The organism is Shewanella sp. HL-SH5 (genome assembly GCF_051163755.1).
GTDB lineage: Bacteria > Pseudomonadota > Gammaproteobacteria > Enterobacterales > Shewanellaceae > Shewanella > Shewanella glacialimarina.
Window position 1 is genome coordinate 1,656,964 of sequence record NZ_CP195038.1, and the last position, 13,681, is coordinate 1,670,644.

A 13,681-nucleotide genomic window follows, 5' to 3' on the forward strand; every position below is an offset into this window, starting at 1 on the left:
ACTAGATAAAACGACATTACATACTTTTATACATCTTCATGCTTTTCATACATAGCGTACAGTGTTAGGTTTGTTAAACATAGCACTGTAGTTCGAGTTCTGAATGCGCCAACACTTGGTTGATTTATTAGATGTTTGGCAAGCTGATTATCAAGATGATTGGGTTGTCGCTATTCTTACACATGTACAAGGTTCTTCGTATCGAAAACCCGGAGCTATGATGTTTTTTCATCCGCTAGGGAAAACATTAGGAATGCTCAGTGGTGGCTGCTTAGAAGCCGATTTACGCCGACATGCGCAGCGCGCTATTCAAACCCAGCAAGTTGTGCAACTAACCTATGATGCCACTGACGAGTCAGACACTAGCTATCAATTAGGTTGCGGTGGAATTGTCAATATTATGATGTTACCAATCAATTCATCAAATCAGTATTTAGGCCTGCAAAAGCTCTATTTTGATTTAAATAGCGGTAAAGCAGGTGAGTTTCAAATCGATATAGCCAAACAGGACACACCTTCAAATAAGGTCAGTGGTAAATGGCAGATTAAATCTAAAAATCTACAGGTTGAAAAAACGACTTTTATCCGATCCGTTAAGGGAAGCGAAAGCGTCAGCTCAGACGATGCTCAAACTCATCATATAGAAGGGCAGTTGATTATTCCTATTACTCCGCCAATTCATCTTGGTATTTTTGGCGGCGGATTAGATGCACAACCTATTGCACAAATGGCCGCTATTTTGGGCTGGCAAGTGACTATTTTTGATGAACGCACTGCCTATGCTCGTCAATACGATTTTCCCAGCGCCAACATAATGAAAATGCCGTTTGATGGTGTTAATGATGAGGTGTATCAAACTTTGGACGCCGCCTTTGTAATGACCCACAACCTTATTCTTGATGCTAAGGCGCTTAACCAACTGGTTAAGTTTAATTTAGGGTACATTTCCTTATTGGGGCCAAACCATAGGCGTGATAAAACGCTTAATATAGCCCAATTGAATATTAATGATTTTAGTGGCTATTTTTCAGCCCCAGCAGGGCTAGCATTGGGTGGTGAGTTACCAAGTTCGGTAGGATTAAGTATGTTGGCACAATGCCATGGGATATTACATAACAGCCAGTTAATTAGCTTAGATAAAGTGATGCGTTAATGTCACTCATCAAAATACCCAATCCAAACCAACAGGATGATAAATCACTCGTCGCGGTCATTTTAGCCGCAGGTAGCAGCAGTCGATTCGAAGGTGTTAAACAAATCGCGCAAATTAATGCGAGTCATTCCATACTGGTTTCGACAATTGAGGCTGTTAACGCCGCGCAGCAGGCATTTAATCATGTCGACGTTAATAGAAATAGTGCAGAGCAAGCCAATATTATCCGTCAAAGTGCATTTACACTGGCGAAAGTGGCAGTGGTATTGGGCGCAAATCAACAGCAAATAATGGACGATAAATTATCCTCCATGATGATTAACCAAGTAGAAGTGGTGGTTAATCAACAGTGGCAACAAGGTTTGTCCACCTCGATACACAGTGCGGTTCATTATGCGCTTGAACAACAAGCTTGCGGATTAATGCTGATATTAGCTGACCAGGTCGCATTAACTCGTCAACACTACCTGACCTTATTGCAATCTTTTGCCATGCATAATCAGACAGTCTGTGCTTTTTATCAGCAAAGTGTGGGCGTGCCAGCTATATTTTTACCAGATGATTTTGAACTATTGTTAGGGCTAACTGGTGACAGTGGCGCTAAAAAAATATTAAAAAAACGACAACAATCACATCGCTTAGTGGCAATAGATTTACCGCAAGCGAGCATAGATATTGATACCCGAGCCGATCTATCAAGATTTTTGGCAAACAAGGAGTGAGTGATGACAATTCCAACCCAAACCCTATTAGTTAATGGTAAAAACTTTACCATAGAAGCAGACCCTAATATGCCAGTTCTGTGGGCATTACGCGATATTATAGGCTTAACCGGCACCAAATTTGGATGTGGTTCAGGGCTTTGTGGTGCATGCACCATTCATGTTGATGGTGCGCCAATGCGTGGCTGTTTAACTAGTCTTAAACAAGTTAGCGGTAAGCAAGTAACGACTATTGAAGGTGTCGAAGCTGACAAGCTAAAAGCCAAATGGGCTGAACATAATGTGCCACAATGTGGCTACTGCCAAGCGGGGCAAATTATGTCTGCTGCCGCATTAATTGCACAAACTCCTAAACCAACAGATAGCCAAATTGATCAAGCTATGTCAGGCAATTTATGCCGTTGTGGTACATATCCACGTATTAAAGCTGCCATAAAAGCGACTACAACTGACAGTGCGGGGGCGTAATCATGACAACATTTACCGCAGTAGAAAATATTAGTCGCCGCGATGTATTAAAGCTTTTTGGTGCAGCAGGTGGTGGATTAGCATTAGGTGCGACAGGCCTAGCCTGGAGCCCAATGGCATTAGCACAAGATAAGCTGGCGATGATAAATATGTTCATCGCTATTGGCGAAGATAATAAAGTCTATTTAACCTGTCATCGTTCAGAAATGGGACAGGGGATCCGTACCGGAATTCCACAAGTCTTAGCCGATGAGTTAGAAGCGGATTGGGACAATATTGTTGTCGTGCAAGGTTTAGCAGATAAACGTTATGGCAGCCAAAATACCGATGGTAGTCGCAGTATTCGTAAACATTACACCCGTATGCGCCAGATGGGTGCGATGGCCAGAACCATGTTAGAAATGGCAGCGGCTGAAAGATGGCAAGTAGCCCTTACTGAAGTTTATTCAAAAGCGAATAAAGTACACCATAAAGGATCAAATAAAAGCTTATCATTTGGCGAACTCGCCCTTGATGCAGCCAAGCAAAAAGTGCCTGAAATCGAGTCGTTAACCTTAAAGCCTGCAAGTGAATTTACCCATATTGGCCAATCTAAAACCATTGTTGATATGCAAGCGATGCTTGATGGCAAAGCGATATATGGCTACGACATTAAGCTCGACGGTATGGTGTATGCCAGTATTAGTCGCCCGCCAGTTTTGGGCAGTGATGTAGCCAGTTTAGATGACACTGAGGCCAGAAAAGTGGCTGGGGTTATCGATGTTATTCAGTTGCCAGTACCAAAAGGTGCGCCGCTGTTTCATGCGTTAGGTGGTGTGGCTGTTATTGCCACTAATACCTGGAGCGCGATGCAAGGTCGTAAAGCATTAAAAGTGACCTGGACTGCGTCAGTAAATGACAGTCATGATACTGATAAATATATGGCTGAACTGGTCGTAAACGTTCAAAAACCTGGCAAGGTGATGCGCCAATTAGGCGACAGTGTCCAAGACTGGCCAGAAAAATCAACGCTAAATGCGGTGTATACAGTACCTTATTTAACCCATGCCATGATGGAACCTCCGGTTGCCACCGCGCATGTTACTAGTGAGGGGTGTGAGCTGTGGTCATCAACCCAGACCCCGCAAAGTACTCAGCAAAATGTGGCCGGCGCTTTGGGCATAGCAGAAGATAAAGTCAAAGTGAATGTCACTTTATTAGGCGGTGGTTTTGGGCGTAAATCTAAGCCGGATTTCAGTGTAGAAGCGGCGATTATTTCTAAGCGATTAAATAAACCCGTCAAGGTATCATGGACCCGCGAAGATGAAATTCAGCACGGTTATTACCATGCTATTAGTGCTCAATTTTATCAAGCAAGGTTTGATGGTAACAATAAAGTTGATGCTTTTTTAGCGCGAACAGGTTTTCCGTCAATCAGTTCAACGTTTGCCGAAGGTGTTGATATGCCATCAGCCGGTGAACTCGATTTAGGTTTTTCAGATGTGCCGCTTGCGTTACCCCACATTCAGTTAGAAGCCGTTAAGGCAACAGCGCACACACGCATTGGCTGGATGCGATCAGTTTGTAATATTCAACATGCTTTTGGTATTGGCAGTTTTGTTGATGAATTAGCGGTTAAAGCCAATAAGTCTTGTATTCAAATGTGGCGTGATATACTTGGGGCTTCACGGAAAGAAACCTTTGCTAATCAAGGTTTTGAATACGGTAATTATGGTGAAGAATTAGCTGCTCATCCCGTTGATGTTGGCCGTTATCATCATTTGCTCGATATCATGGAAGACAAGTTAGCCAAGCTGCCTAAAGCAGCGAAAAACCAAGGCTGGGGTTTTGCTATTCACCGCAGTTTTGTCAGTTACGTTGCAGTGGCAACGTTAGTTGAAGTAATAGATGGCAAGCTTAGGGTATTAAAAACCATTGCCGCGATTGACGCGGGTTTAGTGGTTAATCCTGATAGGGTTAAATCACAAACTGAAGGCGCGGTTATCTTTGGTTTAAGTTTAGCTATGATGGGTGAAATTACCTTTAAAGAGGGTAAAGTGGAACAATCAAACTTCCATGATTATCTACTTCTACGGTTACCACAATGTCCGGATATTGAAGTGATACTAGTGCCCTCAAATGCCAACCCTGCAGGAGTAGGAGAACCAGGTGTTCCACCCGTAGCGCCAAGTTTAACTAATGCTATTTATGCCGCGACAGGAAAAAGATATCGAGATTTACCTCTAAATCGTGATTTATCGCTCTAAACAGATCATTTAATTAAAGTATAAATAGATCTATGCCGACATAGATATAAGCCTAAGTGTTGGGTCAACACTTAGGCTTTTTATTGGTCTTGTGGTTAGGCTTTATCTCAACATATTTATCTGAGCAAAATTAAATTAAAAAATTAATACACTATACTTTGGTTCAGATTACTTTTTTGTGTACTTAAAGATTACTAGGGAAATCTTATGAAGGCTATTCAGTTTCGTAAAGTCGATGCTATGCTTATTAAGCTCAGTTTAAACGGTAAGTTTTGGGTTGTTTGCTCACTTGTTACCGTGATTACACTTGCCATAGCAGTGTTAAATCATCAGCATAATCAAGCAATGATACAAGCCAGTTCAATGGCTCAGGTCAGTGCGAGCGTGCAGGCGTTTGCAGATGTCGCAGCAAACCAGCAACTGTCTGCGGAACAACTAAATCAGTTTGCTGAAGCTAATCAGTTATCTGTGGTGACACAATCGTCTGCAACTAGACGAGGTGATTCCATCACGGTAACGGCACCAGTGGCTGGTCAATTTTTATCATTAACAAGAAATGTAGCACAATGGGAGCAAGTGCAATCGGATAGCAGCTTATTTTGGTATGCTTTACTGGGTTTATTGCCGTTATTTCAATTATGCTATTGGATCTCTACCTCGTTAGGTGGCGGATTATGGGATATGTATGTCGCGATTAAACGTTTAGCTGATGGCGATTTAAGCAAAAGGCTTAACTTTTTTGGTACCGATGATTTTAGTTTAATTGCCACTGAAATTGATCGCTGCGCTGATAATATGAGTGAAATGGTCACCGCCATTGGTGAAAATGCTAAAACCTTAGCTATGGCAGCAAGCACTTTCAGCCAACAAGCCAGTACCAATGAAGACTTAATAAAACATCAACATCATTTTTTAGATTCGGTTTCACATTCTATGGAACAAATGACAGCAGCCATTGCAGATGTATCACATCACGCATCAACAACTTCAGGTCATACTAAAGAAAACTCAATCCAAGTGAATCATAGTCGTAAAGGAATTAAAGATGCTGAAGAGCGTATTAATTTTTTAACTGCGCGCATTTCTGACGCCTTCGCCTCAGTAGAGAAACTGTCTAAAGATGCGACCCAAATTAATGTAGTAGTGACAACCATTAACTCTATTTCAGAGCAAACTAACTTACTGGCATTAAATGCGGCCATTGAGGCTGCGCGAGCAGGTGAGCAAGGCCGCGGCTTCGCAGTAGTTGCCGATGAAGTCAGAACCCTTGCAGGGCGGACGCAGAAAGCGACTGTTGAAATTCAAACTATGATTGAAGGGTTACAAACAGGTACCACCAAGTTAACTCAAATCACCAATGAAATAGTTGCGCAGGCAGACGAGGGAAGCGTCAGCATTAAAGCCGTAGGGGAAGAAATTAGTCATATGGCAGAGTCGATTAATGTCGTATTTGATATGAGTAGCCAGATAGCTGCCTCAGCAGAAGAGCAAAGTGTGGCATCTGCTGACATTGTTTCACAAGTTAATGAAGTCAGAAGTCAATCCGATACTATTCTGGCTAATGCCAATCAGGCATTGGTTATTGCCAAAGACTTAAATGTATCCTCAAAAGGGCTAAGCCAAATTTTGGCACAATATCGCACGAGTTAACCCACAGTAGGATTAACAATAACGGGCTCATGAATGGTTCTTGATTGAGCCATTTTTTGTTGCTAATTTACTGCTTATAAATTGACAGCATTGTGGAGTCATAAATGAATGGAATTATTAATTTATCGACATTATTAGCGACTATGAAGCCTGCTATTATGCCCGGAGATTGGGTGTTTTGTACGGTTAAAGGGACATTAGTGGATTACGTACACCTTAATCCGCTAGCTACTTTTATAGAGGCAGAAGGGTTAACGTTACTGCTTAGTCAAACTCAGGCAGATCAAAATAACATTGCCTATAGTGGTACTTTTAAACAAATGACTCTCACGGTTCATTCAAGTTTAGAGGCTGTTGGGTTAACGGCTGCTATTGCCACTCAATTAACCGAGCATAATATCAGCGCTAATGTGGTGGCTGCTTATTATCATGATCATATTTTTATCCCAATAAATAAAGCGCAATTAGCATTAACGGCTATCAATGCATTAAGCGCAGAGCATAGATAGAAAAAAGTGCAGCCTGTTTACGCTGATATTAAATGTTAATGCGGTGGTGAAGATATTCTGTATTGTGAAACCGTCGCATTAATGGATGATTTAGTGCCTGTGATGTAATATGCAGTTTAGTCTTTAAGTATTAAACCTTACGATGCTTTTTTAATAAAAAATGGATGTAGTTAGAGTAAGTTTTGGTTAACGAAATTCGGTGTAATTAACATGTTAGCTGATTGATCTATGGGGTAGCATCAATCTGCTTCTGAGGGAGGCATTTCACAAACAAGATTTCGACCACTGTGTTTCGCTTTATATAAAGCAATATCGGCAAGTTTTATAAGATCCTCTAATGCATTCATTTGATTATTAAAGTCAGCGACACCTAAACTTGCGGTGATAGATAGCGAGCCTCCATCATGTAAAACAACCATTTCTGCTATCCTGTTGCGGATCACATTCGCCAGTGCCACCGCAGCTTGTTTATTGGTATTGGGTAAAAAAATAATAAATTCTTCACCGCCCCAACGGGCTAAAATATCATTATCTCTTATGTGTTGGTTTAACGTATCTGCAATACCTTTAAGCACAGCATCTCCCGCAGCATGACCATGTTCATCATTTATTTTCTTAAACCAATCAATATCGAGTAAGATCATCGAAAAGTCTGTGTTATCCCTAATACCTAAATCCCACAATAGGCTGGCAGTGGCGGTAAACGCACGCCGATTATATAGCGCCGTTAAGTGATCGACCTGTGCGGTTGCGATAACATGCGGGTTTGTTTTTTTCTGGCGTGGTAGGGTAGCGCATCCCCTATATAGGCTTTATCTGTCAGCTTATTTTGATGAATGAAATAGAAATCCGCATGATCTAACTAGGCTGTATCGAGATAAAATACTCTTTTTACCTCCTCTGCTGACGCATTATTTATTAACACAGACGCCCATAACACATCATGGGTAAAGCCAAAGCTGACTTTTTTATCTCTGTTTTCAGTAAACAGTCCTTGCTTATACTGTGTTAAAGCATTTTGGTACGACAAATTCGCACTACTATCTTGTAGAATACTTAAGTGTTCGTTAATGAATAATTCACTAGAAACGTTAGATAATTCAATAGTTTTGCTTGTGGCACAAAGACTATAAAATAATAACAACAACAACCATAGAAAGCGGATGACGAATACTCTAAATAGTAAGGGGTTAATGTTAGAATATCCTTTGTATAACGGGGAAACTGATAATTGTTGCCGAATATTCAATTATTTGGGCTAATTGTGTTAAAAGAGATTTTAGGTGCTTAGGTCGGTTAACGGTATGAGTCAGTTTCATGCTATTTGCTTTTTAATCCTCCTGCTAATTAAGGTGCATTGTCGCAATCTGAATGCATCATCATATTTAAAATAAAGCGTTATTAGCATCGTGGCAAATTTTTAGTGTTTATTGGTATCAGCAAAAAGAGCAGCCATACGGCTGCTCTTTTTATGTTAATTGTGTCCAGTACTCAGGTAATCTTTTTAAGATAACTTGCTGCAGATAAATTAGCATATAATGATAAATAAAGCTTAAGTGCTAGCTTAATTGTTTGTCATCTGTTTTATCATGTTTAATGCCACAGCTTCAGCAATACTAATACCATCAATACCCGCAGATAAAATACCGCCAGCATATCCAGCACCTTCACCTGCAGGGTATAAGCCTTTGGTATTGATACTTTGATAATCAGCACCACGTTTAATTTGTAATGGTGAAGAGGTACGAGTTTCAACCCCTGTTAACATAGCATCTTTGCTGTCAAAGCCGCGTATTTTCTTACCAAATGCAGGTATTGCTTCGCGAATAGCATCAATGGCAAATTGCGGTAACGCGTCACTTAAATCGGTCATTTTGACATTAGGCTTATACGATGGCTCAACGTTTTCAAATGGCTTACCAGAACCTGCCGCTAAAAAGTCACCTACCATTTGCGCCGGGGCATCATAGTTACTGCCACCCATAATATAGGCGTGACGTTCTAATTTGCGCTGTAATGCGATTCCTTGAAGTGGGTCATTATTAAAGTCGCTTGGATCAATACCGACTACGATAGCGCTGTTAGCATTACGTTCACTGCGCGAGTATTGGCTCATACCGTTAGTGACTACCGCGTGTTCTTCTGAGGTTGCTGCTACAACCACGCCGCCAGGACACATACAAAAACTGTAAACGCTGCGACCACTTTTACAATGATGCACTAGTTTATAATCAGCCGCGCCTAACAAAGGGTGACCTGCATTAATGCCAAAACGGTCTTTGTCGATCATTTCTTGTTTGTGCTCTATACGAAAGCCAATCGAAAATGACTGAGCTTGCATAAATACACCTTTATCATGCAGCATTTGGAAGGTATCGCGGGCACTGTGGCCTATTGCCGCTATAACATGTTTAGAGTGTAAAACTTCACCATTTCTCAGGGTGACACCTGTGACTTGTCGATCGCTAATATTGATTTCATCTACCCGTGTTTCAAAACGTATTTCACCGCCAAGTCGGGTGATCTCACGGCGCATTTTTTCCACCATGGTCACTAACTTAAAGGTACCAATGTGAGGCTTGCTGACATAAATGATTTCAGCCGGCGCACCAGCAGCAACAAACTCTTGTTTTACTTTTAAGCCTTTAAATCCAGGGTCTTTAACTTGGCTATATAACTTACCATCTGAGAAGGTACCTGCGCCACCTTCACCAAACTGCACATTCGATTCGGTGTTTAGCTCACTGGTACGCCAAAAACGAAAGGTATCTTTAGCACGTTCATGAACAGATTTACCGCGTTCTAAAATAATAGGTTTGAAGCCCATCTGTGCCAATATTAGGCCAACAAATAAACCGCAAGGTCCCATGCCTATTACTATCGGCCGCTCGGTTAATCCTATCGGCGCAGTGGCAACATATTTATAATCAGTGTCTGGTGATACGCGAATATTGTGATCATCGGCAAGGGACGCTAATAACGCTGCTTCGTCAACATTTGTTAAGGTGACATCTAGGGTATAAATTAAGAAAATTGCATTCTTTTTGCGGGCATCATAACCACGCTTGAATACATGTATGTTAGTCAGCTGATCCGCTGTAATAGAAAGCCTTTGCAATACGACTTGTTGCAAAGCATCTTCATTATGGTCTAGAGGCAATTGTATTTGGTTTAAACGGATCATTATTTACCTAAAAAGAGACTTAAAAAATCAGCGCGTAGTTTACGTGATTTAGACTAAAAATGAAATTAACTATTGTGGTTATATACAAGGAAAACTAAGTCAGTTTTACCTATGGTATGTTTATATCAAGGGAGTTTTTATTATTTTGCAATTAATAATTGCTGCAGGGTTTAAGATGCGTCAGGTAGAATGACTAACTATCACTTTTTTATTTTTTTGGATCTATTTAAAATGCAAATCAATCGTTTACTTCTAACGGCTATTGGCAGTGTTTTATTGGCTATGGTGACTATTCAGTCTGGTGCTTCTTTAGCTAAACAACTTTTTCCTATAGTTGGTCCAGAAGGAACAACTGCACTGCGTTTAGGTTTTGCTGCTGCGGTGCTTTGGCTAGTATTCCGCCCATGGCGCGCATTACCCCAAGGCAGAGATTGGCAAAGCATTATTATTTATGGTTTGTGTTTAGGTGGAATGAATATTTTGTTCTATTTGTCTATTGCACGTATTCCATTGGGTATAGCAGTAGCTCTTGAATTTACTGGGCCTTTAGCGCTAGCGCTTTTGGGGTCAAAAAAGAAAAACTGACTTGCTATGGGTAGGCTGTGCAATTGCAGGCATTTTACTACTATTACCTGATTCATCGAGCGCACAGGGGCTTGACCTTACAGGTGTGTTATTAGCTTTAGGAGCAGGGGCATGCTGGGCTGGGTATATTTTGTTTGGTACTCGAACTGGTAAGCAAGCATCGGGTGGTATTACAGTGGCATTGGGGATGACGGTTGCTGCCATTGTGCTGGTTCCTGTTGGCGCCGTAAGTCAGGGGTTAGCGTTAATTAGCTGGGAAGTATTACCATTAGGATTGTTAGTTGGCATATTATCGAGTGCGCTACCTTATTCTTTGGAAATGGTGGCATTAAGAAACATGCCTACTCAAACCTTTAGTGTGTTAATGAGTTTAGAGCCAGCAATTGCTGCATTGGCTGGTTTTATTATTTTAGCTGAGCAACTGACTTTATTGCAGTGGTCCGCTATTGGTTTAGTGATTGTTGCCTCTATTGGCAGCAGTTTTACCCCGAAAAAAGCTATTGAGATGGGTGTGTAAAGCTTTAATTTTGATTGCTAGGGGCTTTGTTATTGATTTTAAACGTTTGCTAATCTTGATCTTAAGCGTTAAGTGAGATGAGTGTTTCAACATAAAAATTGGTATGGGTCAGGATATTAACAAATACTATGGATACACTTATTCCACTAGGTTCACGCCTTATGCGATTAATTGATGTTTATGATGGCATGACGACTGAACGAAGTTATCAGCAAGTAATGGGTCATAATGCTGCAATTAAGTTTATTAAGCAGCAGTCAGGTATATTGTTTGCCCCTGATATTGTTAACGCCTTTTTACCGGTAACTATAGATTTTACCTCACTTAACCCAGAGTAAGCTCAAGGTATAGACATAAAAAAACCAGCGTTAAACACTGGTTTTTTATGAATGCAATCGCGATGGCTATTTACACAGGATAAAGCTGACTACGGTTGAGCTAGTTTTGCTTTACGGTCGCGAGAAGCTTGCGCTAAGTCACGCAGTAATTTTTCAGAGTCGTCCCAATGCAAACATGCATCAGTAATGCTTTGACCGTATGTTAGCGGTTGGCCTTCAATCACTTTCTGATTACCTTCAATCATAAAGCTTTCTGCCATTATTCCTGCTATGGCTGTTGAGCCTTCGCGTAGTTGGGAAATAATACTGTCGGCAACATTTAATTGGTTTTTATGATTTTTCTGGCTATTGCCATGACTAAAATCAACCACTATACGTTGGCTGATCCCTACATCTTCAAGTTGCTTACGTACGGCTTCTATATCAGCAGCTTGATAGTTAGGCTGTTTACCACCACGTAAAATAATGTGCCCATAAGGGTTTCCGTGGGTGCGGTAAACCGCCATAGCGCCATCTTTATCCGGTGAATAAAATATATGCGGCACTTGGGCTGCACGAACGGCATCAACGGCTATGTTGATATTGCCATCTGTGCCATTTTTAAAACCAACTGGACACGATAAAGCCGATGCCATTTCACGGTGAATTTGGCTTTCTGTGGTACGAGCACCAATAGCGCCCCAGGTGATAAGGTCGGCAATGTACTGACCATTTACCATGTCTAAAAACTCAGTGGCTATAGGCAGCTTTAATTCAGTAATTTGTTGTAGCAGTTGACGCGCCATGCGTAAGCCTTTATTAGGGCTGAAGCTGCCGTCTAAGTCAGGATCTGAAATCAGACCTTTCCAACCTACAATGGTTCTAGGCTTTTCAAAATAGACTCGCATAACAATGCATAAGTCATCTTTTAACTCATGGTGTAATGTCGATAAACGCTGGGCATAATCTAATGCGGCTTTAGTGTCATGAATCGAGCAAGGTCCAATAATCACTAACAGGCGTTGGTCTTCACCAGAAATAATAGCTTCTACTTCTCTACGCTGCTGAACAAGGTAGTCAGCGGCATTTTGAGTAAGCGGGTATTCAGACGCAAGTTGTGCGGGTGAAATTACTTTGCATAATAGGGATGTGCGTAGTTCATCTGTTTTAATCGTCATTCATCTTACCGCTAAATCGTGAGATGCTTATTTGCACCATAATGGAGGCGATTATAACCTCAAATGTGCTGACGATGCGAGTTTCAGAGGTCAACTAATGCTTGAAAAATATCAATGATCTTCAGCGGTAAATCCGATTAGGCCCTTTTTCACATGCTTTCGAATAAATTCCAGACAGCTTTTGAAATAGCTTTGACGAATACTCCTTCATTATATAGATGAAATATTCGTCAAATCAGCCGTATTAGAGATTGTTCTATATTAAAGACAACCTAGAACATGTGGCGCTCTAATCCTGTAATATCAAGAATTTTAGTCGCTATCTCTTCTACTGAATGATTAGTGGTATTCACAAAGGGAATACGCTCCCTTTTGTACATCATTTCAACCTCTTTGACTTCTAAACGGCATTGTCTGAGCGATGAATAGCGGCTATTTTCCATGCGACTTTGACGAATTTCATGTAAACGGTTGGGATCAATCGTTAAACCGAATAATTTAGACTTATTTCGTTTAAGCGCATCGGGTAATTTAAGGTTATCCATATCATCTTCAGTAAAAGGATAATTCGCTGCTTTTATACCAAATTGCATTGATAAATAGAGACTTGAAGGAGTTTTTCCACATCGCGATACTCCTAAAAGAATGATGTCTGCTTTATCCATATGTTTCATGGTTTGGCCGTCATCGTTTTCCATTGAAAAGTTAATCGCTTCAATTCGAGCTTCATAACTGTGGTTAGCTTTACCATGAGTTCGATGTAAAGCGGGTTTAGCTTCGACACCTAAATGTTGTTCTAATGGCGCAACAAAGGTGTTTAAAAAATCATAATCCATTCCTTCTGACGAGAATATGACATTCCTGATGTCGGGGTTAACGATAGAATGGAACACCAAGGGTCTTTCTCCTGTGGTAATAAAACTATCATTTATTTGAAGCTTTACTTTTTCCGCTTTTTGGAGGGTTTCGACAAATGGAATGGTAAGTGCTTCAAATTGAATAGGAAATTGTGATAGCACCGCATGACCAAAAACCTCTGCTGTGATCGCTGTTCCATCTGATATGTAGAATACTTTAGGTGCCATAATGACCTCTTGTAGTAATAAAATTACAAATAAAATTAATTATTTACGCGTCTTATAGGGGAGTGTA

The 13,681-nt window shown here is 40.8% G+C and carries 12 protein-coding genes and 1 pseudogene; 8 read left to right on the plus strand and 5 right to left on the minus strand.

The genetic code is table 11. The annotated features are described in order from the left end of the window. The first annotated feature begins 103 nt into the window (after positions 1-103). The 6 genes from ACRWQM_RS07125 to ACRWQM_RS07150 all read left to right on the plus strand — a co-directional run bounded on the left by ACRWQM_RS07125 (position 104) and on the right by ACRWQM_RS07150 (position 6,748). Positions 104-1,153: an XdhC family protein gene (locus tag ACRWQM_RS07125; RefSeq protein ID WP_434931699.1), complete on the plus strand. Its 1,050-nt coding sequence runs from the start codon at positions 104-106 to the stop codon at positions 1,151-1,153. Beyond that, positions 1,153-1,875, plus strand: a complete 723-nt coding sequence (locus ACRWQM_RS07130; protein WP_434931700.1) for a nucleotidyltransferase family protein — start codon at positions 1,153-1,155, stop codon at positions 1,873-1,875. The genes ACRWQM_RS07125 and ACRWQM_RS07130 overlap by 1 nt, the downstream gene beginning before the upstream one ends. Before the next feature lie 3 nt (positions 1,876-1,878). Continuing rightward, complete coding sequence (locus ACRWQM_RS07135; protein ID WP_434931701.1) at positions 1,879-2,343, plus strand: (2Fe-2S)-binding protein; 465 nt, start codon at positions 1,879-1,881, stop codon at positions 2,341-2,343. A gap of 2 nt (positions 2,344-2,345) precedes the next feature. After that, entirely contained in the window at positions 2,346-4,589 is a 2,244-nt protein-coding gene (locus ACRWQM_RS07140; protein ID WP_434931702.1) for a molybdopterin cofactor-binding domain-containing protein, read from the plus strand. Between the two features lie 207 nt (positions 4,590-4,796). After that, entirely contained in the window at positions 4,797-6,239 is a 1,443-nt protein-coding gene (locus ACRWQM_RS07145) for a methyl-accepting chemotaxis protein (protein WP_226415179.1), read from the plus strand. Between the two features lie 104 nt (positions 6,240-6,343). Next, entirely contained in the window at positions 6,344-6,748 is a 405-nt protein-coding gene (locus ACRWQM_RS07150; protein WP_434931703.1) for an ACT domain-containing protein, read from the plus strand. A 239-nt stretch (positions 6,749-6,987) separates the two neighbouring features. On the opposite strand, the gene ACRWQM_RS07155 is transcribed toward ACRWQM_RS07150, so the two are convergent. From ACRWQM_RS07155 to ACRWQM_RS07165, 3 genes are all read right to left on the minus strand, one after another. Next, a complete protein-coding gene (locus tag ACRWQM_RS07155) occupies positions 6,988-7,503 on the minus strand; it encodes a GGDEF domain-containing protein (protein WP_434931994.1) in 516 nt (171 codons plus the stop codon). 107 nt (positions 7,504-7,610) lie between these two features. After that, a complete protein-coding gene (locus tag ACRWQM_RS07160; protein ID WP_434931704.1) occupies positions 7,611-7,997 on the minus strand; it encodes a 7TM-DISM domain-containing protein in 387 nt (128 codons plus the stop codon). 315 nt (positions 7,998-8,312) lie between these two features. Then, on the minus strand, positions 8,313-9,932 hold the full coding sequence (locus tag ACRWQM_RS07165; protein WP_434931705.1) for an NAD(P)/FAD-dependent oxidoreductase: 1,620 nt from the start codon (positions 9,930-9,932) through the stop codon (positions 8,313-8,315). 231 nt (positions 9,933-10,163) lie between these two features. On the opposite strand from ACRWQM_RS07165, the pseudogene ACRWQM_RS07170 reads away from it, so the two are divergent. Together ACRWQM_RS07170 and ACRWQM_RS07175 are read left to right on the plus strand one after the other, a co-directional pair. After that, a pseudogene (locus ACRWQM_RS07170) lies at positions 10,164-11,034 on the plus strand (EamA family transporter). 128 nt (positions 11,035-11,162) lie between these two features. After that, positions 11,163-11,372, plus strand: a complete 210-nt coding sequence (locus ACRWQM_RS07175) for a hypothetical protein (protein WP_434931706.1) — start codon at positions 11,163-11,165, stop codon at positions 11,370-11,372. Between the two features lie 89 nt (positions 11,373-11,461). Here the strand turns inward: ACRWQM_RS07175 and ACRWQM_RS07180 are convergent, their stop codons facing one another. Together ACRWQM_RS07180 and ppsR are read right to left on the minus strand one after the other, a co-directional pair. Continuing rightward, a complete protein-coding gene (locus ACRWQM_RS07180) occupies positions 11,462-12,529 on the minus strand; it encodes a 3-deoxy-7-phosphoheptulonate synthase (protein ID WP_434926415.1) in 1,068 nt (355 codons plus the stop codon). Positions 12,530-12,801: 272 nt separating this feature from the next. Next, a complete protein-coding gene (ppsR, locus tag ACRWQM_RS07185; RefSeq protein ID WP_434926414.1) occupies positions 12,802-13,614 on the minus strand; it encodes a posphoenolpyruvate synthetase regulatory kinase/phosphorylase PpsR in 813 nt (270 codons plus the stop codon). Positions 13,615-13,681: the final 67 nt, after the last annotated feature.

Excerpts from the sequence above, each read along its gene's own strand:
- ACRWQM_RS07150 (WP_434931703.1), top strand. The coding sequence starts at position 6,344 with ATGAATGGAATTATTAATTTATCGACATTATTAGCGACTATGAAGCCT.
- ACRWQM_RS07165 (WP_434931705.1), bottom strand. The coding sequence starts at position 9,932 with ATGATCCGTTTAAACCAAATACAATTGCCTCTAGACCATAATGAAGAT.
- ACRWQM_RS07140 (WP_434931702.1), top strand. The coding sequence starts at position 2,346 with ATGACAACATTTACCGCAGTAGAAAATATTAGTCGCCGCGATGTATTA.
- ppsR (WP_434926414.1), bottom strand. The coding sequence starts at position 13,614 with ATGGCACCTAAAGTATTCTACATATCAGATGGAACAGCGATCACAGCA.
- ACRWQM_RS07175 (WP_434931706.1), top strand. The coding sequence starts at position 11,163 with ATGGATACACTTATTCCACTAGGTTCACGCCTTATGCGATTAATTGAT.
- ACRWQM_RS07130 (WP_434931700.1), top strand. The coding sequence starts at position 1,153 with ATGTCACTCATCAAAATACCCAATCCAAACCAACAGGATGATAAATCA.
- ACRWQM_RS07180 (WP_434926415.1), bottom strand. The coding sequence starts at position 12,529 with ATGACGATTAAAACAGATGAACTACGCACATCCCTATTATGCAAAGTA.
- ACRWQM_RS07135 (WP_434931701.1), top strand. The coding sequence starts at position 1,879 with ATGACAATTCCAACCCAAACCCTATTAGTTAATGGTAAAAACTTTACC.
- ACRWQM_RS07145 (WP_226415179.1), top strand. The coding sequence starts at position 4,797 with ATGAAGGCTATTCAGTTTCGTAAAGTCGATGCTATGCTTATTAAGCTC.
- ACRWQM_RS07125 (WP_434931699.1), top strand. The coding sequence starts at position 104 with ATGCGCCAACACTTGGTTGATTTATTAGATGTTTGGCAAGCTGATTAT.